Source organism: Streptomyces sp. NPDC088097, assembly GCF_044741845.1.
Classification (GTDB): Bacteria; Actinomycetota; Actinomycetes; order Streptomycetales; family Streptomycetaceae; genus Streptomyces.
Genome location: NZ_JBIUTJ010000012.1, coordinates 113,545 through 134,282 on the forward strand (window position 1 = coordinate 113,545; position 20,738 = coordinate 134,282).

Below are 20,738 nucleotides of genomic sequence, written 5' to 3' on the forward strand. Positions count from 1 at the left end.
CCGCCGCGCACCCGTCGCGGCCCGGAGATTCTGCGGCACGACGGGGGCCTTGCCGCAAGGCCCCCCGGCCGCTATATGTTGAGAGTGGCAAGGAGTGAGTGACCTCCTTGCCCTTTCTCTTTTGGGCCGCCGCCGAGCGGGCCGTCGAGCGGGTTCAGGCCACCGCACCGTCGCACAGGAGAGCGATTCCGGGGCGACGTTGTGCCCGCCGATCAGACCTGCATATAGTCGCCACGCAACCAACGTGTTACTCAGGGTCACATTCATGCCTGGAGGCAGTTGTGTTACGTATGGGCAGCATCCGCGGAGTACTCGCCGCCACGGCCTCGGGAGCCCTTCTCGCGCTGGGGATCGCCGCCACCCCCGCCGTCGCGGCCACCGGCTGCGGACCCGACGCCCGGCTCCCCCGGCCGCAGGACCACCGCTTCTACGTGCAGTGCACCGCCGGGATCACCACCGTGCTCCCCTGCCCCGCCGGCCAGGTCTTCGCCGCGGTCCCGCAGATCTGCGACGCCCCCGAGCGGGTCCGGCCGTCGGCGACCACCGTCGCCACCGCCACCCCGGCCCGCCTGAACGGGCTGCTGTTCGGGGTCAAGGGCCTCGGCACCACCGTCCGGATCGCGGACGCGCCCGCCGGACTGGACGGCGTACCGGTCACCTTCACCACCGTCGGCGGCAGGCTCCTGTGCACCGCCGTCACCGACCAGTTCGGCGAGGCCCACTGCGACACCCCCGCTCGGCTCTCGATCCCGCTCGACGAGATCCTGCGCGGGTACCGGGCGAACTACCTGGGCATCTCCGGGATCTACAACGCCTCCTCGGCCACCGCCCCCGTCTCGCTGTTCTGAGCCGGGGCGACGGCCGGACCCGGCCGGGCCGGGGTCGCCGGCGCCGCCTCAGGCCAGGGTCCCCCGCAGGCGTCGGACCGCCTCCACCAGGTCCCCCGGCCCCGGGACGCCGGAGAAGCTCAGCCGTACGTGCGCCGCGGGCGGCTCCGCGCAGAAGTAGGGCCTGCCGGGGGCGACCGCGACCCCGGCGCGCAGGGCCGCGGCCACGAAGGCGGCGTCGTCGCCCTCCCCGCCCAGGCGCACCCACAACTGGTATCCCCCCAAGGGGAGATGGGGCAGCTCCGCCCCGGGCAGTTCGCGCCGCAGGGCGCCCACGAGCACGTCCCGGCGGTGGCGCAGCTCGGCGGCGACGGTCCGCAGGTGGCGCGGCCAGGCGGGCGCGCCGACCAGTTCGAGGGCGGCCTCCTGGAGGGGCCGCGCCACGAAGAAGCTGTCCACCACCTGGATGGCGCGCAGCCGGTCCATCACGGGGCCCCGGGCCGCGATCGCCCCGACCCGCAGGCTGGGCGAGGTGATCTTGGTCAGGGACCGTACGTGGACGACGATCCCGTCGGCGTCCTCCGCGGCCAGGGTCGCGGGCAGCGGGCCGGCGTCCTCGTGGGCCATGTGGCGGGCGTAGTCGTCCTCCACCACGAAGGCCCCCGCGGCGCGCGCGATCCGGAGCACCTCGGGGCGGCGCGCGGCCGAGAGCACGGAGCCGGTCGGGTTCTGGAAGAGCGGCTGGCAGACGAAGACCCGCGCGCCGGTGGCCTCGAAAGCGGCGGCGAGCAGCTCCGGCCGGACCCCTTCGGCATCCGCGGGGACGGGGACGGGCCGACAGCCGGAGGCGCGGGCGATGGCCAGCAGGCCGGGGTAGGTGGGCGACTCGACCAGGACCGGCGCCCCGGGCGGGGCCAACGCCCGCAGCGCGGTGGTGAGGGCGCTCTGCCCGCCGGCGGTGACCAGGACGTCCGCGGCCCCCACCCCGCCCCCGATCTCCCGCGCGAACCAGTCCCGCAGCTCGGGCAGGCCCTCCACGGGCGGCCGACCCCAGGCCCCGGGGCGGCGACCGGCCCGCGCCAGGGCCGCCGCCATGGCCCGCTCGGGCTGGAGCGAGGAGTGCATGTAGCCGCTGTTCAGCTCGATGACGCCGGTCGGCGGCGCGGCCAGCGAGGCCAGCACACCGGAGGCGTCCACGGAACGGGGCACCACGTCCCCGGCCCCCTCCGCGCTGAGCGCGACCTCCTGCCAGGAGGTGTCCCCGGTCAGGGGGTCGGCCGTGCGCGGCCTGGAGCGGAACGCGCCCGCGCCGGGCCGGGTGACGACGAGCCCCTCGGCGGCGAGCTGGGCGAGGGCCCGCGAGACGGTGACGGGGCTGACCCGGTAGCGCTCGACGAGAGCGCGACTCGAAGGCAGCTTTCCACCTATTGGATAGCGGTCGAGCTCCGACCGGAGGAATTCCGCCAGTTCGGCCACACTGCTACGCTCGTACATGACAGCACAGAATAGCGCTACTCGCCCCGCAGCGATAGCAGTTCAGTCCGGCCGCGCAAGCGGAACCAGTAGCAGAAGCGGCAGCGCGAGCACCACGGGCGACGCCGGCGCGAGCACCACGGACGGCGTCATCCCGCTCACGGCCCCGGCCGCCACCGCCCCCGCCGGTCACGGCACCGCGCGCGGCGGCACCGCCCTCGCCCTCCTCGGCGTCGTGGCCTTCTCGTTGACCTTCCCCGCCACCGCCTGGGGGCTGGAGAGCTTCGGCCCCTGGTCGCTCGTCTGCCTGCGGAGCGTCCTGGGCGCCCTCATCGCGGGCGGGTTCCTGCTGGCCGCCCGGGTGCCGCTGCCGGCCCGCGCGCACTGGTCCGGACTCGCGGTCGTGGCCGGCGGGGTGGTGGTGGGCTTCCCGCTGTTGACCACCCTGGCCCTGCGGACCTCCAGCACCTCGCACGCCGCCGTCGTGGTCGGTCTGCTGCCGCTCACCACCGCCGTCGTCTCCGCGCTGCGCACCGGTGCCCGCCCCTCGGGCCGGTTCTGGGCGGCGGCCGTCGCGGGGGCCGCGGTGGTGCTCGGCTTCACCCTCGCCCAGAGCGGTGGCGCCCTCTCGACGGGCGACTGGTTCCTCCTGGCCTCCCTGCTCGTGTGCGCGGCCGGGTACACCGAGGGCGGGCGGCTGACCCGCCTGCTGCCGGGGTGGCAGGTGATCGGCTGGGCGCTGGTGCTGTGCCTGCCGCTCGCGCTGGTCGGCTCCGCGCTCGCCCTCGCGTACGAACCGGTCCACCCGACCTGGCACGGAGCGGCCGGCCTGGTGTGGCTGGCGGCCGGCTCCGCCTTCTTCGGCCTGTACGTCTGGTACCGCGGGATGGCCGTGATCGGGGCCCCGCGCGCCAGCCAGCTCCAGCTCGCCCAACCCTTGCTGACCCTGGTCTGGTCGGTGGCGCTGCTGGGCGAGCACCTGTCGGCGGCCACCCCCCTCGCCGCCTGCGCGGTCCTCGTCTGCATCACCCTGACCCAACGGGTCAAATAGTGGCAAAACGACCTAAACTTCTAACACCGGATCGGATCGGACCGCCATCGAGGAGGTCGGACATGCACGCGACCGAGGGCGACCAGCTGGTGCAGCACGGCAGGATCGTCGGGCAGAACGACAAGGTGGGCGAGATCACCCAGGTGCTGGGCGAGAACGGAACCCCCCCGTACCGGGTGCGCTTCCAGGACGGTCACGAGGCCCTGATGGCCCCCGGACCGGACTGCGTGATCAATCACCCGGACGAGCCCGCCCACTGAACGGACGACCGACGGGACCCGCCCCCTCAACGCGGGGCGGCCGCCGACCCGTAGTGGTCGGCCACCACCCTGGCCATCGCTCCGTTGGGATCCGCGGCCACCTGCTTCGCCGAGAAGTAGACGTGGCCGCGGACTTCCGGGTGGCGCTTCGTGAAGTCCAGGTGCCGCGACAGCTCCGCCGGATCGCGCCAGGCTTCCGTGGGGCTGTCGGCGTCGCAGCGGTAGAGGGCCTCCCCCACGTACAGGTCGACCCCGGTCCCGCGGACCGTCCCGGCCCACCAGGGCACGATCGCGGCGTAGTCGGCGCTCGGATGCCCCAGGTGCCAGTACGCCTGCGGGGCGATGTAGTCCAACCAGCCCTCGACGACCCACTTGCGGGTGTCCGCGTAGAGGTCGTCGTACGTCGCCACGCCCGCCCGCGTCGGCGAGCCCAACGGGTCCACGTCGTCCCCCCGCCACACGGCGAACGGACTCACCCCGAAGCGGGCCGACGGCCGGACGCGGCGCACCGCCTGCGACATCTCGCGCACCAGGGTGTCGATGTTGTGGCGGCGCCAGGCGGCGCGGGAGGTGAAGCCGGCCCCGTGGTCGGCGAAGGCCACGTCGTCGTCGAAGTACTGCCCGCTCACCGGGTACGGGTAGAAGTAGTCGTCCCAGTGCACCCCGTCGATCGGATAGCGCGAGACCGCGTCGAGCATCGCCTCCTGCACGAAGCGGCGCACCTCGGGCAGGCCGGGGTTGTAGTAGAGCTTGCCTCCGTACGGGACGGTCCAGCCCGGGTTCAGGCGGGCCGGGTGGGAGGACACCAGCCGGTCCGGGTCGGTGTGGTTGGCCACCCGGTACGGGTTGAACCAGGCGTGCAGTTCCAGCCCCCGCGCGTGCGCCTCCGTGACGGCGGTCCCCAGCGGGTCCCAGCCCGGGTCACGACCCTGCTCCCCGGTCAGCCACTGCGACCAGGGCTCCCGCGTCGAGGGCCAGAGGGCGTCGGCCGTCGGCCGGACCTGGAGGACCACCGCGTTCAACCGGCGCCGCACCGCGGTGTCCAGCAGGGCTGTCAGCTCGGCCCGCTGCTCGCGCGCGGACAGCCCGGCGGCCGACGGCCAGTCCACGTTCCCCACCGAGGCGATCCACATCCCCCGGAACTCCACGGCCGCCTCGGCCCGGCCTCCCGCCGGCCGCTGCTCGGCCCGCGCCTCCCCCGCCAGGCCCGCCGCGGCCGTCACCGCCAGCGCCCCCGCCGCTCCGGCCGCTCCCGCCAGTACTCCCCGCCGTCCGATGTGCGTCATGTGACGACTCCACTCCGTTCCGTTACATTGCCCCGCGTGCGCCCAGCATGCCCGCCCCGGGCCGCCGGGTACGCCAACGACGGGGGTAACGTCGGGGGGCGTGGCGGGCGCCGAGGGGCAGTTACCACTGCCGAACACGGGGGACCCGCGATGAATGAGCAGCGAAAGGCACGATGTGACGGACCTCTCTACCCTCCCGACCGACATCACCCGCGTCGGCGTGGTGGGCTGCGGGCAGATGGGCGCGGGCATCGCCGAGGTGTGCGCCCGCAGCGGCCTTGAGGTGAAGGTCGCCGAGACCACCGGCGAGGCCCTCGAAATCGGGCGCACCCGGCTGCACAACTCGCTGACCAAGGCCGCCGAACGCGGAAAGATCAGCGAGGAGGAGCGCGACGCCACCCTGGCCCGCCTCTCCTTCACCACCGACCTCGGAGAGTTCGCCGACCGCGACCTCGTCATCGAGGCGGTCGTGGAGAACGAGCAGGTCAAGACGGAGATCTTCCAGGTCCTCGACCAGGTGATCACCCGCCCGGACGCGATCCTCGCCTCCAACACCTCCTCGATCCCCCTGGTGAAGCTGGCCGTCGCCACCTCGCGGCCCGACCAGGTCATCGGAATCCACTTCTTCAACCCGGCCCCGGTGCAGCAGCTCGTGGAGCTGATCCCGGCGCTGACCACGGGCGAGGAGACCGTCAAGCGGACCGAGGCCCTGGTGCGGGACGTGCTGGGCAAGCACGCGATCCGCGCCCAGGACCGTTCCGGCTTCGTGGTCAACGCCCTGCTGATCCCGTACCTGCTCTCCGCGATCCGGATGTTCGAGTCCGGGATCGCGAGCCGCGAGGACATCGACAACGGCATGGAGCTGGGCTGCGCCCACCCGATGGGCCCGCTGAAGCTGGCGGACCTGATCGGGCTGGACACCGTGGCCTCGGTGGCCGACTCGATGTACGCGGAGTTCAAGGAGCCGCTCTACGCCGCTCCCCCGCTGCTCCAGCGCATGGTCGATGCCGGCCGCCTGGGCCGCAAGACGGGCTCGGGCTTCTACCCGTACGGCTGACCGCCCGGGCCCCGGTCCCCTCCCCGGGGGTGCTCAGCCGAGCCGGAGGTGGCGCAGCAGGAGCAGCCCGGCCGCCATGTTGGCGGCCGGGACCTGGCCCCGCGCGATCATGTCCGGGACGAGTTTCAGCGGGACCCACTCGCGGCGCGAGGACTCGAAGGCGTCCTCGGGATCGCCCATGTACGTGGCCCCGTCGGCCCAGTAGAGGTGGTGGCGGGCGTCGGTGAGCCCGTTGGAGGGCTCGACGGTCATCAGGTGGCGGAGCGGGCCGGGCCGCCAGCCCGACTCCTCCTCCATCTCCCGGGCGGCGGCCGCCTCGACGGACTCGCCGTCCTCGACCACCCCTGCGGGCAGTTCCCAGCCCCAGCTGTCGGTGATGAACCGGTGCCGCCACAACAGCAGCACCTCGTCGGCCTCGTTGACGGCCGTGGCCACGGCGACCGCCCGCAGGCGGATCACGAAGTGGTCCAGGTGCCGGCCGTCGGGGAGTTCCACGTCCGCCAGGTTCACGTCGAACCAGCGGTTCTTGTACACGGTCTGCTCACTCAGGTTCGTCCACTGCACGGTAGTGCCACCTTCCGCATCCGTTGGTGACAACATGGCAGCAGCTCGGGCCGTCACAGGGGAACGCGCAGCGCCCCGTCGATGAGCCTCGCGGTCTCCTCGGCGCCCGCGAAACCGCTGGTCAACAGCTGTTCGCGGACCGCTCGCAGCCGGTCTCGAAGTCTCAGGGACTCCATCCCCTTGGCCCGTTCGGCCATCTCGGCGGCGGAGGCCACCGCCCGGTCCGCCTCGCCCTGACGCAGTTGGATCTCGCAGAGCATCGCGAGGCGGTGCACCCGCCCCCGGTCGTGCGCGGGCACCGAGGCGGCCTCGGCCGCCTGCGCGTGGGCGGCCCCGAGGTCACCGAGGCTGAGCAGCGCCTCCGCCACCTGTACGTTGACCAGGCCGGGCTGGACGTAGCCGGTCTCGTCCGGCTCGGTCCCCGGGCGGATCCGCCCGGCCGCCTCCTCCGCCTTGCCGATGCAGCCCAACGCGGCCGCCGTGTCGCCGAGTCGCGCGTAGGCCTTGGCCTGCATCGCGTACAGGTCGGCGGCCAGGGCCGGGGTGGTGTGGCGTCCGGCGGCGCGCAGCGCGGCCTCCGCGAAGGCGACGGCCTGGCGGTGGTCGCGCAGGTGCAGCGACTGGTTGACGAGGAGCGCGATCACGTACGCGCCCAACCCCCGGTCCCCGCTGGCCTTGGCGAGCCGCAGCGCCTGGTGGAAGTAGCGCTGGGCGAGCCCGTGCGCGTCGGAGTCGTACGCGCAGATCCCCGCGACCGCCACGAGGGAGCCGGTGGCCCGGTGCAGGAGCCGGCCGAGGTCGTCGGAGTAGCTCCCGCGCAGCATCGGGGCTGTCTGGCTGCCGAGGAAACGGACGATCCGGGCCCGGGTGGCCACCCCGCCGGCCCTCCGGTACATCAGCTCGTAATGCACCCTGGCGGCCCGCAGGACCTCGATGTGCTCGGGGCCGATGCGGTGCGGGCCGGAGCGGGACACGTCGGCGTCCTCGGGCGGGTTCTCCCACTCCCACACCGGGATGACCGCCGGGGTCCCGGTCACCGCGCCGACGGCGAGCAGTGCGGGCCGGTCCAGTTCGTCCGAGCGCCACAGGGCGGTGGCCCGGTCGACGAACCCACCGATCGGGGTGGCGTGCGGGCCGGGTTGGCCGGGGATCCCGAGGCCGACGTCGTCCAGCGCCACGGGTCGGTGCAGCCGGCCGCCGAGCACCTCGCAGATCAGGTCGGGCACCTGGCCGCGGGGGCGCTGGCCCTTGAGCCAGCGGGAGACGGCGGTGTGTTCGTAGCGCAGGGCGAGTCCACGGGTCCGGCCCGCCTGATTGACGTGCGCGGCGAGTCCGGCGTGGGACATGCCCGCCTCGGCGAGGAGGGCGTCGAGCAGGGCGTTGGGCTGCATGGGCCCCTCCAAGGACTCTTCCGACTCAGGCTAGCGGGTGGGCGGTTCACACGGGGTGTGAACCAATAACGCGCATAAATGCGATACGCACCCTCCCGCCGGGGGCCCCTCGGGCGCTTCACTGAAGAGCCTCGCCAATGAGGCCGCTCGGGTCGTCGGCTCCCCCTCGTACAGTGCGACGACCCGGCACCGCGCCGCCCGCCTTGCTGTCTGCCCGACACTCCATGGCAGGCGGGCGGCGCGCCGAGGTTCCGCCGGTGCCCGGTTGGTCGCCGGGTCCGGTGGAACCGGGCCGAATCCGCACCGGGCCCGTCCACCGGCCCGGTGCGGAACGACCCGAACCGCCCGGCGCGGGTACTCCCGCGCGCACCTCACCGCCGCCGACCCGGCCCCCCTTCGGGCCGGCGGCGGGAGCGGTCCCGCGGGGCGGGGGTCGGACCGGATCAGGGCCGGTCCGGCCCCGTGAGCCCGGCGGGGCCGGCGGTCGGGGCCCGGTCGTTGCGCAGCACCAGCAGGGCCACGTCGTCGGAGAGCCGCCCGCCGGTGTGCCGCAGGAGGGCGGCGTGCACGCCCACGACCAGCCGCGCGGGCGTGAGCGCCGGCTCCCGCGTCCGCTCCCCCGCCAGGATCCGGGGCAGCGGGAAGAAGCGGCCCTGCCGGTCCCGGGCGTCCTCGGCGCCGTCGGTGTGCAGGACGAGGAGGTTGCCGGGCGCCAACTCCCCGCAGGAGTAAGGGCGTACGTCGGCGGGGACGGGCAGCACCCCGAGCGGGGGCAGCGGCTCCCCGCCGGGCAGCGGTCGCACGTACGGGGCCGGGCCGGGGCCCAGCAGGTAGGGCCAGGGGTGGCCGCAGTTGAGGCCCAGGAGGGAGCCGTCGGGGGCGATCTCCAGGAGCAGCACGGTGACGAACTCCTCCGCCGCCGGGGAGCCCGGCTCCGCCGCGCAGGTGGCGGGGTGTTCCGCACGGGACCGTTCGCGCAGGTGGCGCCGCAGGGAGCGCTCCATCCGCAGCAGGACCCCGCCGAGCGAGGGCTCGTCGTACGCCGCCTCGCGGAAGGAGCCGAGCACGGCGGCGGCCGCCGCCAGGGCGGGGAGCCCGTGGCCCCGTACGTCCCCGATCACCACCCGGACCCCGTACGCCGTGGCCACGGCCTCGTAGAGGTCACCGCCGACGGCCGCACCCTTGCTGGCCGACAGCTGGGCGGCGGACACCGCGAGGCCGTCGATCCTTCCGGGCGGGGGCCGCAGAAGCACCCGTTGGGTGGCCCGGGCGATCTCCCTGGAGCGGCGCAGTTCGCCCAGCAGGCCCCGGCGGACGTGCAGGGTCCAGCCGCCGGCCAGGAGCAGGAAGGCCGCGCAGGTCGTCAGGCTCGGGCCGAGCCGGCCCGGGGAGGACAGTTCCCAGAACACCGCGGCGCCGCCCCAGGCGAGCACGCACACCCGGCGCACCTGGGGCATCTCCCCGCGCGTGGTCATCCGTCGGTCGCTCCCCTTCCGCCCCCTGTGGCCGGAACGATTGTGTCGACCTCACGACGTATCGGACACGGCCGCCCCGGGTTCTCACCCGAACGAGTGAGGGGCCCCTCCGGTGGTCCGGAGGGGCCCCTCACCTGCTCGCGGTGGCTACCGCACGGCGCGTCACGCGCCGCGCAGCACCGCCCCGGTGCGCTCGCCGGCCAGGGCCACCGCCGCGTCGCGGGCGGCCGTGGACTCCTCGGCCGTCAGCGTGCGGTCGGGGGCGCGGAAGCGCAGCGCGTACGCCAGGGACTTCTTGCCCGCGCCGACCTGCTCGCCGGTGAACACGTCGAACAGCCGCAGGGATTCGAGCAGTTCGCCCGCTCCCTCGCGCAGCGCGCCCTCGACGGAGGCCGCCGGGACGGAGGCGTCCACGATCAGCGCCACGTCCTGGGTCGCCACCGGGAAGGAGGAGATCCGGGGCGCCCGCAGAGCCTCGCCACCGGCCGCCGCGAGGCGGTCGAGGTCGAGCTCCATGGCGCTGGTGCGGGCGGGCAGGCCCATCGCCTTGACCACGCGGGGGTGCAGTTCACCGGCGTGGCCGATGACCGTCTCCGCGCCGTCCAGGGTGACGACCAGCTCGGCGCAGCGGCCGGGGTGCCAGGGGCCGTAGCGGCCCTGGCGCACGACCAGCTCGGCGCCGGCCTCGACGGCCAGGGCGCGGGCGGCCTGGACCGCGTCGGCCCAGTCGGCCGGGCGGCCCTTGCCCCACCAGCCGGCCTGCTCGCGGGCTCCGGCCAGCACGACCGCGGCGTACCGCGGCTGCGCGGGCAGGGCCGCGTCCAGGGTGGCGACCTCCTCGTCCGTGGGACGCCGGTCGACGGGCAGCCGTACGGCGACACCCGGCCGTTCGGCGGCCAGGAAGACCGAGCCGGTCTCGAAGAGCGCGAGGTCGTGGCTGCCCCGGCTGTCGTTGCGGCGCAGCGCGCCGAGCAGACCCGGCAGCAGCGTGGTGCGCAGCGCCGGCTCCTCGTCGGAGATCGGGTTGACCAGCTTGACCACCCGGCGGGCGGCGTCGTCGGCGGCCAGCTGGAGCTGGTCGAGGACGGCCTCGCCGATGAAGGGGTAGCTCAGCGCCTCGACGTAGCCGGCGCCGGCCAGCGCCCGGCCGACGCGGCGGTGCAGCTGCTGGCGGGGGGTGAGACCGCGGCCGGAGGGGACCTGCGGGAGGGTGGACGGGAGGTTCCCGTAGCCCTCCAGCCGGATGACCTCTTCGGCCAGGTCGTTGGGCGCGGCGAGGTCGGGCCGCCACGAGGGGACGGTGACGACGAGCTCGTCCTGCCCGTAGACGTCGCAGCCGATCTCCTGGAGGCGGCGTACGACGGTCTCGCGACCGTAGTCCATGCCCGCGACCCGGTCCGGGTGGTCGGCGCTCATCGCGATGGTGCGCGGGGCACCGGGGGCGATCAGCTCGGTGACGCCGACCTCGGCGGTGCCGCCGGCGAGCAGCACGAGGAGGTCGACGGTCCGCTGGGCGGCCGCGGCGGCGGCCTGCGGGTCGACGCCCCGCTCGAAGCGCTTGGACGCCTCGGAGGAGAGCTTCATGCGGCGGGCGGTGCGCGAGATCGACACGGCGTCGAAGTGCGCGGCCTCGACGACCACGTCGGTGGTGCCGGTGACGGCGCCCGTCTCCGGGTCGGTGACGGAGTCGGCGATCTCGGTGTTGGCGCCGCCCATGACACCGGCGAGCCCGATCGGGCCGCTGTTGTCGGTGATCACCAGGTCCTCGGCGTCGAGGGTGCGCTTGACGCCGTCGAGGGTGGTGAACTTCTCGCCCTGCTCGGCACGGCGGACGCCGATGGCGCCGTCGAGGCGCGAGCGGTCGTAGGCGTGCAGGGGCTGGCCGAGCTCCAGCATCACGTAGTTGGTGATGTCCACGGCCAGCGAGATCGGGCGCATGCCCGCCTTCTGGAGGCGGCGCGTGAGCCAGATCGGGGAACGGGCCTCGGGGTCGAGACCGGTCACGGTGCGGGCGGTGAAGCGGTCGCAGCCGGCCGGGTCGTCGATCTTGACGAGGTAGCCGTAGGCGTTGGGCGCCGGGACGTCGAGCAGCGCCGGGTCGCGCAGCGGCAGGCCGTACGCGGTGGCGGCCTCGCGGGCCACACCGCGCATCGACATGCAGTAGCCGCGGTCCGGGGTGATGTCGATGTCGAGGACCTCGTCGATGAGCTGGAGCAGCTCGATCGCGTCGGTGCCGACCTCGTACTCCGGCGGCAGCACGATGATGCCGTGCGTGCCGTCGTCGCCCATGCCCAGCTCGTCGCCGGAACAGATCATTCCGTGCGAGGTGCGGCCGTAGGTCTTGCGCGAGGCGATCGCGAAGTCCCCGGGCAGGACGGCGCCGGGCAGGACCACGACGACCTTGTCGCCGACGGCGAAGTTCCGGGCGCCGCAGACGATCTCCTGCGGCTCGCCGGTGCCGTTGGCGCCGCCGACGTCGACCGTGCAGAAGCGGATCGGCTTGCGGAAGCCCTCCAGCTCCTCGATGGTCAGCACCCGACCGACGACGAGCGGGCCCTTGAGCCCGCCGCCGAGCTGCTCGACGGTCTCGACCTCAAGGCCGGCGTCGACGAGCTTGGCGGCCACGTCGCGGCCGGTCTCACCTGCGGGGAGGTCTACGTACTCCCGCAGCCAGGAAAGCGGGACGCGCATCAGATCTCACTCCCGAACGGCCGGGTGAAGCGGACGTCACCCTCGACCATGTCTCGCATGTCTTCTACGTTGTGGCGGAACATCAGCATCCGTTCGATGCCGAAGCCGAAGGCGAACCCGCTGTACCTGTCGGGGTCCACGCCGCAGGCGACGAGCACCTTCGGGTTGACCATGCCGCAGCCGCCGAGCTCGATCCAGCCCTCGCTGGAGCAGGTGCGGCAGGGGCGGTCGGGGTTGCCCACCGATTCGCCGCGACACACGTAGCACTGCATGTCCATCTCGGCGGACGGCTCGGTGAAGGGGAAGAAGTGCGGGCGCAGGCGGGTGGTGGTGCCCTCGCCGAACAGCTCCTGGACCATGTGGTCCATGGTGCCCTTGAGGTCCGCCATGGTCAGGCCCTCGTCCACGGCGAGCAGCTCGACCTGGTGGAAGACGGGCGTGTGCGTCGCGTCGAGCTCGTCGGTGCGGTACACCCGGCCCGGGCAGACGACGTAGACGGGGGGCTTGCGCTCCAGCAGCGAGCGCGCCTGCACCGGGGAGGTGTGGGTGCGCAGCACGACACCGGACTCGTCGCCCTCGGTGCCCTCGGGGCCCCGGACGAAGAAGGTGTCCTGCATCTGGCGCGCCGGGTGGTCCGGCGTGAAGTTGAGGGCGTCGAAGTTGAACCACTCCGCCTCGACCTCGGGACCTTCCGCGACCTCGTACCCCATGGCCGTGAAGATGTCCGCGATGCGGTCCATCAGCGTGGTCAGGGGGTGCCGGGCGCCGGCGGGGACGCGGTCGTGGAGCAGCGTGACGTCCACGGCCTCCTCGACCAGCACCCGCTCGTCGCGCTCGGCCTCCAGCTCGACCGTGCGGGCCCCGAAGGCCTTGTTCACGGCGCCGCGGGCCTGTCCGACGCGCTTGCCGGCCTCGGCCTTGGCCTGGGGCGGCAGGGCGCCGATCTCGCGGTTGGCGAGCGCCAGGGGCGAGCGATCGCCCATGTGCGCGGTCTTGGCCTCGCGGAGCTCGTCGAGGTCACCGGCGGAGGCGAAGGCGGCGAGCGCCTCGTCCCGCATGCGCTCGATCTCTTCCGGTTTCAGTGCCTCGACCTCGACAGGGTCGTAGGACTTGTTCGGTGCCGACATCTCTTCCCGTACTTCCGATGGCTGGCTGGTGGTCCCCGCGCGACAGGATCGACTCGATCGACGCGGTCGGCACAAGGACACAAAGGTGCCAAAGGACGAGTCTAAAGGTCGCGGGAGGTTGAGGAGCCCGTGGGCCGCCCGGCGGGACGCTCCGCAGGGCTACTGCGTGAGGTACGCCGGGGCGCTCACGGGCAGGACGAATCGGAACTCCGCGCCGCCGCCGGGGCCCCGGCCGACGGTGATGGTGCCGCCGTGGGCCTCCACGATGCCCTTGACGATGTACAGGCCCAAGCCGGTGCCGCCGCGCTTGCTCCCCCGCCAGAAGCGGGTGAAGACGCGGCCCATCGATTCCTCGGGGATCCCGGGTCCTTCGTCGGTCACGGTGACGGCGGTTCCCTTCTCGTGCGGCGCTACGTCGATGGTGACCGTTCCGTCTCCGTGGCGCACCGCATTTTCCAGGAGGTTCCCCAGGATCTGGTCGATCTTGTCCGGGTCCGCCCAGCAGTCGGGCAACGGCCTGCTGACGCGTACGAGGAACCGCTCGGGCGCCTGTCCGTTCGCCGTGAGCGCCTGGACGTGGCGGCCCACGGCCGCGGCGAGGTCGACGGGCTGGCGGCGCACCTCCAGGCGGCCGGAGTCGATGCGGGAGATGTCGAGGAGTTCGGCGATGAGCCGGGTGACGCGGTTGGCGTCGGCGTCGACGGTCTCCAACATGAGGCGCTTCTGGGCATCGGTGAAGCGCTCCCACTTGGCCAGCAGGGTGGCGGTGAACCCCTTGACGGAGGTCAGCGGGGAGCGCAGCTCGTGCGCGACGGTCGCGATCAGTTCGGCGTGGCTGCGCTCGGTGCGGCGCCGGGCCTCGGTGCCGCGCAGGGTGACCACGAGGCGGCGCACGGGACCGGTGGGGTGGGTGCGCACGTAGTGGGCGGAGACGAGGACCTCGCGGCCGCCGGGCAGCAGCAGGTTGCGCTCGGGCTGGCCGCGCCGGGTGGCGAGGCCGCCGTAGGGGTCCGTCAGGGCCCACCAGCGGCGGCCTTCGAGGTCTTCCAGCGGGAGCGCGGCGTCGATGCGGACGCCTATGGCCTTGCCGGGGTCCGTCGCGGTCATCCGGCCCGCGGCGCGGTTGAAGCAGATGACCCGTCCGGCGTGGTCGGCGACGACCAGCCCGTCGGGCAGTTCGTCGGGGTCGATCCACGACTCGGAGACGGTCTGACGGAACTCCCGGGGGGAGGGCAGGGCGGGCAGCGCGAGGTCCGCGGAGGGGACCGGGGCGTCCCGCGAGCGCCGCTCGGCCGCGTCCGCGGCTTCCGGCGAGCTGTTCGTACCGACGGCCATGTCCCCGTACCCCACATCTCCGAGTGGCACCGTGGGCCCCCGGGCAGCCAGATTACTCGCTGGGGGTCACGGAGCGGCACCCTCCGGGCGCCCGCTGTGCACGTGCGGAGGCGTAGAGGCACACGGCCGCGGCGGTGGCGAGGTTCAGGCTCTCCGCCTTGCCGTGGATCGGGACCCGTACGACGGCGTCCGCGAGCGCCCGGGTCTCCTCGGGCAGGCCCCAGGCCTCGTTGCCGAAGACCCAGGCCGACGGTCCGCCCATGGTGCCCGCGTCCAGCTCGGCGTCGAGGTCGTCCTCGCCCGCCCCGTCGGCCGCGAGGATCCGTACGCCCGCCGCCCGCAGCCCCTCCACGGCCTGCTCGACGGGCACGCCGACGGCCACGGGGAGGTGGAAGAGGGAGCCCACGGAGGCCCGTACGGACTTGGGGTTGTACAGGTCCACCGAGGCGTCGGTCAGCACCACGGCGTCGGCCCCGGCGGCGTCCGCGCAGCGCAGCACCGTGCCGGCGTTCCCGGGGTCGCGGACGTGCGCGAGGACGGCGACCAGCTTGGGGCCGGCCTTGAGGATCTCCTCGAACGGCGAGTCCAGGAAGTGGCAGACGCCGACCAGACCCTGGGGGGTCACGGTCTGCGAGACCTCGGCGAGCACCTCGTCGGAGGCGAAGTGCACCCGGGCCCCGCCCAGCACGGCCGCCTCGACGATGTCGGCGTGGCGCTCGGCCGCCTCGACGGTGGCGAACAGCTCGATCAGGGTCGCGCCCTGGGGCCCCCGGTGCTCGACGGCCTCGCGGACCGCCTGCGGTCCCTCGGCGATGAACCGGCGTTCCTTGGTGCGGAAGTTGCGCCGCGCCAGCCGTCTGGCGGCGGCCACCCGCGGGGATCGGGGGGAGATCAGCTCGTCGGGGTGACCCATGGTGTCTGCGGTTCTCTCTCGGGGTTCCGGGGCGGGCGGTACGGCCGGGCCGGCGGTACGGCCGGGCTGTCGGTACGGCCGGGCCAAAGCACACGGACCCGCAGGCGAATCGCCTGCGGGTCCGTGGGGGCCGGCCGTGTGAAGCGGGCCGGCTAGCCCTTAGGCAGCGGCCTTGGGGGCGTTGACGTCGGCCGGGAGGGCCTTCTGCGCGACCTCGACGAGGGCGGCGAACGCGTTGGCGTCGTTGACGGCCAGCTCCGCGAGGATCTTGCGGTCCACCTCGATGTTGGCGGCCTTCAGACCCTGGATGAGGCGGTTGTACGTCATGCCGTTCTGGCGGGCAGCGGCGTTGATGCGCTGGATCCACAGCTGACGGAAGTCGCCCTTGCGCTTCTTGCGGTCGTTGAAGTTGTAGACCAGCGAGTGGGTGACCTGCTCCTTGGCCTTGCGGTACAGGCGCGAACGCTGACCGCGGTAGCCGGAGGCCGCCTCGAGGATCGCCCGGCGCTTCTTGTGGGCGTTTACTGCCCGCTTGACGCGTGCCACTTTTTAACTCCTTGTAGCGGGGCCGCGGTTGTCTTCACACGGCCCGAATTCGATGGGGTCCCGGTCTTGAACCGTCCGCTTCCGCAAGGAAGCGGAAGCGGATCAGATGCCGAGAAGCTTCTTGATCTTCGCGGCGTCGCCGGGGGCCATCGTCGCGGTGCCGGAAAGGCGGCGCGTGACACGGGACGACTTGTGCTCGAGCAGGTGGCGCTTGCCGGCGCGCTCGCGGAGCACCTTGCCGGAGCCGGTGACCTTGAAGCGCTTCTTGCTACCGCTGTGCGTCTTGTTCTTCGGCATGGCGCCGTTATCTCCTCGTCGGTGGCGCTCCCACCGGTCCGCACGGGACCGGCTGGTGGGAGCGTCATGTTGTGTCGGTGATCCGAGACGGGCTGCCCCGGAATCAGGCCTCGGTCTTCGCCTCGTCCGAGGGAGCCTCGTCCGAGACGACCTCGGCGGCCTCCGCCTCATCGGCGACGACCTCGGTGTCATCCGCATCGACGTCGACGATCTCCTCGGAAGGAGCCTCGTCCTCGTCGGCGCCGGTGAGACCCTGGCGCTCCGCCTTGCGGGCGGCCTGCGCCTCGCGGGCTTCGGCCATCGCCTCGGTCTTCTTCTTGTGCGGACCGAGAACCATGATCATGTTTCGGCCGTCCTGCTTCGGGTTCGACTCGATGAACCCGAGGTCCTCGACGTCCGAGGCCAGACGCTGGAGCAGGCGGTAGCCGAGCTCCGGACGGGACTGCTCACGACCACGGAACATGATCGTGATCTTGACCTTGTCGCCCTGCTTGAGGAACCGAACGACGTGACCCTTCTTGGTGTCATAGTCGTGCGGGTCGATCTTCGGCCGGAGCTTCATTTCCTTGATGACCGTGTGCGCCTGGTTCTTGCGCGCCTCACGGGCCTTCATGGCCGACTCGTACTTGAACTTGCCGTAGTCCATGAGCTTGCAGACCGGCGGGCGTGCGGACGCCGCGACCTCGACCAGGTCGAGGTCGTACTCCTGCGCCAGCTCAAGGGCCTTCGCAAGCGGCACGATGCCGACCTGCTCGCCGCTCGGGCCGACGAGTCGTACCTCGGGAACGCGAATCCGGTCGTTGATGCGGGGCTCGGTGCTGATGGATCCTCCTCGGTAGCACCACACGACTGTCTGGCAGACAGCCGCTGACGTCTATGTGTCGTCAGACCTACCGCGGCGGAGAATAAAAAAAGCCCCGCCGGGCACAGGCAGGGGCTCCAATACAACCGGAGCACCGCCGCGTGCGAACCGCGGGGCGCAGACTCGGGCAGCTTTCCATCGTCCGTACGGAACGATGGATACCACCAGACCGGGTGACCCGCCTCCCCGGAGGGCGGTCGGGTGGGAGAAAGGAGCCTCCACTTGTGGGCCGGGCACGCGAGTGTCCGGCCGGTCGATGTACATACTAGCACCCCCATTGCAAGGCCGCCGCACGGCATATCGTGGGGCGCATGACTGAAGCGACGCCCTCCGGTACCCCCACGGACTCCCCCGACACCGCGCCCGACTACGACGACATGACCCGCGACATCGCGGACGTGCCCGCGGTCGAGGTCATCACCACGGTGGCCGTCCACCTGCTGAGCGCCGCGGCCGTCAACCTGGGCCTGGACAAGCCCGACTCCGAGCACAAGGACCTCGACGAGGCCCGCAAGCTGATCAACGCCCTCGCCGGCCTGGTCACCGCGAGCGCCACCGAGATCAGCTCCTTCCACGCGGCCCCGCTGCGCGACGGCCTGAAGTCCCTGCAGCTCGCCTTCCGCGAGGCCTCGATCGTCCCGGACGAGCCGGGCCAGGGCCCGGGCGAGAAGTTCACGGGCCCGGTCTACGGCTGATTGCCCCTCCCCGACCGTGCCGAAGGGGCGCCCACCGGATCCCGGTGGGCGCCCCTTCGGCGTGTGCGCGGGTGCGCGTGGTCGTACGGGTCCGTCGTGCGGGATCAGGTCGTACGAGGTCCTCAGCGTGTGAAGAGTGCCTCGCCCGGGGCGGCCGGGGCGTCGGCGGGGAGCAGTGCGAGGTCCAGCCCGCGCACCAGTCGGCCGCGCAGGATCTCGTCGGCCGCGAGGGCCTCCGCGACGCGGCGGGCGGCCGGGGCGGCCTCGGCGTCGGCCGCCAGGACCACCGCGAGGGTGCCGTCGGCGTCGGAGTCGCTCCGGACCAGGTGGGCGCGGAGCACGGCGGGCTCGGCGGCCACGGCGGCGCGCACCGCCTCGCGCACGGCGGGGTCGGCCAGCGGGTCGGCGTCGGTGCGGCCCTCGGCCAGCGCGCGGAGCGCGGAGCCGGCCAGCTGGTAGGGGACGGGGCCGGCGAGGTCGAGGACGATCGTGTCGGCCTTCTCGTGGGCGGCGGCGGCCAGGGCCTGGTGCAGCGGGACGGCCACGGGTCGGGCGGCCGGGTCCCAGAGGGCCAGCGAGGCGATCGAGGTGAAGGCGGGCAGGGCCCGTCGGTTGCCGGCGGTGAGGGTGGGCACCGCCATGTCGCTGGTCTTCTCGCGCCTCAGGCCGGTCTCGGGGTCCGTCTCGACCTCGCCGAGCACCGCCACGACGGGGACGAGCAGCCGGGCCTCCTTGAGGGCCTCCAGCAGTCTCGGTTCGGTCGCGCGGTCCTCGGCCCACGCGGCGAGGGCCGCGCTCAACCGGGGATCGGCGGTGCCGTCGTCGTCGGAGAAACCGGGGTCGGGGATGTTCTTGTTCGCCACAGTTACCCGACCCTATCCCGCCGGCCGGCGCTCGGGCGCCGGGCCAGCGCCGCGGCCAGTACGAGCAGGGCCGCTCCCCCGGCGGCGGCGGCCGGGGCGCCGAGCCGGGACGGGCGCTCGACCGCGTCGACCGGGTCGGGGCCGGGGCCGAAGTACCGCCGCCCGGCCGGGACGGGCGCGGGGACGGCCGCCTCGGGGCGCAGCGCGTCGGCGGCCTGGAGGGCGGCGACGGGGTCCACGGTGCCGTGGCCCCGGGCGTCGTCGCGGCCCCCGGTGGGGCTCTCGCCGGCGGTGTCCTCCAGCAGCTTCTTGACCTGGGCCGGGGAGAGCCCCGGGTGGGCGGCCTTGACCAGGGCCACCGCGCCGGAGACGAAGGCGGCGGCCGCGCTCGTGCCCCAGCCCTCGTAGTAGGAGCGGTCCGGGTCGGCGATGACCACGTCGACGCCGGGGGCGCTGACGGTGGCGTACCAGTGGCGGGTGGAGAAGGCGGCCTTGCGGCCCTGCCGGTCGACGGCGGCGACGGCGATGACCCCGGGGTAGGCGGCCGGGTAGGAGGTGTGGTCCCCGCGTTCGCCGCCGTTGCCGGCGGAGGCGACGACCACCACGCCCTTGCCGAGGGCGTACCGGACGGCCGCGTCCTCGCCGGCTTCGTGGTGGGCGGAGTCGCTGTCGTCGCCGAGGGACAGGTTGATCACGTCGGCGCCGTGGTCGGCGGCCCAGCGGATGCCCTCGGCGAGGGCGCCGGACTTGCTGTCCCGGGCCTTGTCGCGGCCCGGGTCCCCCTCTTCCAGGATGACCCGGACCGGCAGGATCTTGGCGTGCGGAGCGATGCCGAGGACGCCCTGGGAGCGGTTGGGACCGTGGCCGCGGCCCGCGATGACGCTCGCCATCGCCGTGCCGTGGCGGGCCCAGGCGCGGTCGCCCCGGGAGGCTCCCATGCCGATGAGGTCGTTGCCTTCGAGGACCTGGCCGGCCAGGTCGGGGTGGGTGGGGTCGACCCCGGTGTCCAGGACGGCGACGGTGATCCCGTCGCCCTGGGTGGTGCCCCAGGCCTCCTCGGCGCGCAGGGCGAGCAGCCCCCACTGGCGGTCGCGGATGGTGTCGGCGGCGGCGGGGGACGCGGTGGCGGCGACCGTGACGGAGGCGAGGAGCGCCGCCAGGGTCAGGGCGCCCGCGGTGGTCGCGGGGCGGGTGCGGCTCATCGGCGGGGCTCCGGGGTGGTGGCGCCCGTCGCGGGGTCGGGGGTGGCGGCGCCGGGGCTCCCGGGTGGGGCCGCGAGGACCGCGAGGGCGCGTTCGACGGCGAGGGAGGCGCCTTGGGCGTCGTGGCCGAGGCCCGCTTCGGCGGCGGTTCCGGTGGCGCCCTGCCGGGTGGCCTCCTCGGCCGGGACGGGGGCGTCGGTGGTGCGGCCGTCCGCGAAGGCGGAGACGGCGTAGACCACGACCGGGGCCTCGGGGACGACGCCGGTGGTCCAGGCGGCCCGGCGGGCGTCGGCGAACTCGTAGGCCCGCGGGGCGGGGAGGCGGCCCCGCAGTCCGGCCATGGCGGCGGCGTCGGCGGGGGTGAACACCAGCCCGACGGTGACCAGGGAGCTGCGGGTGGCGTCGGTGTAGGTGGCGCGGAGCACGCGGGTGCAGCCGGTGGCGGCGAGCGCGGTACGCCACTCGGGGGCGAGGGCGGCGGCGCAGTCGGCGTCGGGGGCGAGCGCGGTCCGGATCCAGCTGCGGTCCGCCCGGCCGGGGCCGGCTCCGTGGCCTTCCAGCACGGGCGGCAGGAGGCGGTCGACGGGGGCCGAGTGCCAGAGCGCGGCGGCCGCGCGGTAGGCGGCGTCCGGGGGCGGCGGGCGGTGCGCGTCGCGGTGTTCGCTCCAGGCGGTGGCGCCGGCCCCGGCGAGGAGGCCCGCTCCGAGGAGGCCGCACAGGGCGGCGGCGAGGACCCGGCCGGGCGCGCGGCGCGGGGGCTGGGGAGGGCCGGGTTCGTCCAGGATCCCGGCCTGCGGTGTCGACGTCGTCATCCGGCGGTCCG

General features: G+C 73.8%; 20 protein-coding genes. 5 read left to right on the top strand and 15 right to left on the bottom strand.

Features of this window, described 5'->3' with window-relative positions:
* Nucleotides 1-290 precede the first annotated feature (290 nt).
* Entirely contained in the window at nucleotides 291-848 is a 558-nt protein-coding gene (locus ACIOD1_RS27320; protein ID WP_401905199.1) for a carbohydrate-binding module family 14 protein, read from the top strand.
* Nucleotides 849-896: 48 nt separating this feature from the next.
* On the opposite strand, the gene ACIOD1_RS27325 is transcribed toward ACIOD1_RS27320, so the two are convergent.
* Nucleotides 897-2,321: a PLP-dependent aminotransferase family protein gene (locus ACIOD1_RS27325; RefSeq protein WP_401905202.1), complete on the bottom strand. Its 1,425-nt coding sequence runs from the start codon at nucleotides 2,319-2,321 to the stop codon at nucleotides 897-899.
* On the opposite strand from ACIOD1_RS27325, the gene ACIOD1_RS27330 reads away from it, so the two are divergent.
* Nucleotides 2,320-3,351, top strand: a complete 1,032-nt coding sequence (locus ACIOD1_RS27330; RefSeq protein WP_401905205.1) for a DMT family transporter — start codon at nucleotides 2,320-2,322, stop codon at nucleotides 3,349-3,351. The two genes, ACIOD1_RS27325 and ACIOD1_RS27330, sit on opposite strands and share 2 nt — an antisense overlap.
* 62 nt (nucleotides 3,352-3,413) lie before the next feature.
* Nucleotides 3,414-3,611 (top strand): DUF1918 domain-containing protein, encoded by a 198-nt coding sequence (locus tag ACIOD1_RS27335; protein ID WP_365627069.1) that lies wholly within the window; start codon nucleotides 3,414-3,416, stop codon nucleotides 3,609-3,611.
* A gap of 26 nt (nucleotides 3,612-3,637) precedes the next feature.
* Here the strand turns inward: ACIOD1_RS27335 and ACIOD1_RS27340 are convergent, their stop codons facing one another.
* Nucleotides 3,638-4,897 (bottom strand): glycoside hydrolase family 10 protein, encoded by a 1,260-nt coding sequence (locus tag ACIOD1_RS27340; RefSeq protein WP_401905208.1) that lies wholly within the window; start codon nucleotides 4,895-4,897, stop codon nucleotides 3,638-3,640.
* 154 nt (nucleotides 4,898-5,051) lie between these two features.
* Here ACIOD1_RS27340 and ACIOD1_RS27345 point away from each other — a divergent pair, with 154 nt between their 5' ends.
* Nucleotides 5,052-5,954 (top strand): 3-hydroxybutyryl-CoA dehydrogenase, encoded by a 903-nt coding sequence (locus tag ACIOD1_RS27345; RefSeq protein WP_401905210.1) that lies wholly within the window; start codon nucleotides 5,052-5,054, stop codon nucleotides 5,952-5,954.
* Nucleotides 5,955-5,987: 33 nt separating this feature from the next.
* Here the strand turns inward: ACIOD1_RS27345 and ACIOD1_RS27350 are convergent, their stop codons facing one another.
* The 10 genes from ACIOD1_RS27350 to infC all read right to left on the bottom strand — a co-directional run bounded on the left by ACIOD1_RS27350 (nucleotide 5,988) and on the right by infC (nucleotide 17,140).
* Complete coding sequence (locus ACIOD1_RS27350) at nucleotides 5,988-6,518, bottom strand: NUDIX domain-containing protein (RefSeq protein WP_365627077.1); 531 nt, start codon at nucleotides 6,516-6,518, stop codon at nucleotides 5,988-5,990.
* Nucleotides 6,519-6,571: 53 nt separating this feature from the next.
* Nucleotides 6,572-7,909: a transcriptional regulator gene (locus ACIOD1_RS27355; protein WP_365627080.1), complete on the bottom strand. Its 1,338-nt coding sequence runs from the start codon at nucleotides 7,907-7,909 to the stop codon at nucleotides 6,572-6,574.
* 443 nt (nucleotides 7,910-8,352) lie between these two features.
* On the bottom strand, nucleotides 8,353-9,384 hold the full coding sequence (locus ACIOD1_RS27360; protein ID WP_401905213.1) for a PP2C family protein-serine/threonine phosphatase: 1,032 nt from the start codon (nucleotides 9,382-9,384) through the stop codon (nucleotides 8,353-8,355).
* A gap of 162 nt (nucleotides 9,385-9,546) precedes the next feature.
* Nucleotides 9,547-12,075: a phenylalanine--tRNA ligase subunit beta gene (gene pheT, locus ACIOD1_RS27365; protein WP_401905215.1), complete on the bottom strand. Its 2,529-nt coding sequence runs from the start codon at nucleotides 12,073-12,075 to the stop codon at nucleotides 9,547-9,549.
* A complete protein-coding gene (gene pheS, locus ACIOD1_RS27370; RefSeq protein ID WP_365627089.1) occupies nucleotides 12,075-13,202 on the bottom strand; it encodes a phenylalanine--tRNA ligase subunit alpha in 1,128 nt (375 codons plus the stop codon). Before pheS ends, pheT begins: the two co-directional genes overlap by 1 nt.
* A gap of 159 nt (nucleotides 13,203-13,361) precedes the next feature.
* Nucleotides 13,362-14,537: an ATP-binding protein gene (locus ACIOD1_RS27375; RefSeq protein WP_365627092.1), complete on the bottom strand. Its 1,176-nt coding sequence runs from the start codon at nucleotides 14,535-14,537 to the stop codon at nucleotides 13,362-13,364.
* 52 nt (nucleotides 14,538-14,589) lie between these two features.
* Nucleotides 14,590-15,450, bottom strand: a complete 861-nt coding sequence (locus ACIOD1_RS27380; RefSeq protein WP_401905219.1) for a TrmH family RNA methyltransferase — start codon at nucleotides 15,448-15,450, stop codon at nucleotides 14,590-14,592.
* A gap of 159 nt (nucleotides 15,451-15,609) precedes the next feature.
* Nucleotides 15,610-15,996: a 50S ribosomal protein L20 gene (rplT, locus tag ACIOD1_RS27385; protein ID WP_007263143.1), complete on the bottom strand. Its 387-nt coding sequence runs from the start codon at nucleotides 15,994-15,996 to the stop codon at nucleotides 15,610-15,612.
* A gap of 102 nt (nucleotides 15,997-16,098) precedes the next feature.
* The gene (rpmI, locus tag ACIOD1_RS27390) at nucleotides 16,099-16,293 is read right to left on the bottom strand and encodes a 50S ribosomal protein L35 (RefSeq protein WP_365627100.1); all 195 of its coding nucleotides are present in this window, start codon (nucleotides 16,291-16,293) and stop codon (nucleotides 16,099-16,101) included.
* A 103-nt stretch (nucleotides 16,294-16,396) separates the two neighbouring features.
* Nucleotides 16,397-17,140 carry a translation initiation factor IF-3 gene (gene infC / locus ACIOD1_RS27395; RefSeq protein WP_365627103.1) on the bottom strand — a complete coding sequence of 248 codons (744 nt, stop codon included), beginning with the start codon at nucleotides 17,138-17,140 and terminating at the stop codon, nucleotides 16,397-16,399.
* A gap of 326 nt (nucleotides 17,141-17,466) precedes the next feature.
* Between infC and ACIOD1_RS27400 the strand changes: the two genes are divergently transcribed.
* On the top strand, nucleotides 17,467-17,850 hold the full coding sequence (locus ACIOD1_RS27400; protein WP_365627106.1) for a DUF1844 domain-containing protein: 384 nt from the start codon (nucleotides 17,467-17,469) through the stop codon (nucleotides 17,848-17,850).
* A 122-nt stretch (nucleotides 17,851-17,972) separates the two neighbouring features.
* Here ACIOD1_RS27400 and ACIOD1_RS27405 read toward each other — a convergent pair whose 3' ends face one another.
* The 3 genes from ACIOD1_RS27405 to ACIOD1_RS27415 are packed head-to-tail and all read right to left on the bottom strand — an operon-like array spanning nucleotide 17,973 to nucleotide 20,727.
* Complete coding sequence (locus ACIOD1_RS27405) at nucleotides 17,973-18,713, bottom strand: SseB family protein (RefSeq protein WP_365627109.1); 741 nt, start codon at nucleotides 18,711-18,713, stop codon at nucleotides 17,973-17,975.
* A 2-nt stretch (nucleotides 18,714-18,715) separates the two neighbouring features.
* Nucleotides 18,716-19,915, bottom strand: coding sequence for a type VII secretion-associated serine protease mycosin (gene mycP / locus ACIOD1_RS27410; RefSeq protein ID WP_401905223.1), 1,200 nt, complete (start codon nucleotides 19,913-19,915; stop codon nucleotides 18,716-18,718).
* On the bottom strand, nucleotides 19,912-20,727 hold the full coding sequence (locus ACIOD1_RS27415) for a hypothetical protein (protein WP_401905225.1): 816 nt from the start codon (nucleotides 20,725-20,727) through the stop codon (nucleotides 19,912-19,914). Before ACIOD1_RS27415 ends, mycP begins: the two co-directional genes overlap by 4 nt.
* Nucleotides 20,728-20,738 lie beyond the last annotated feature (11 nt).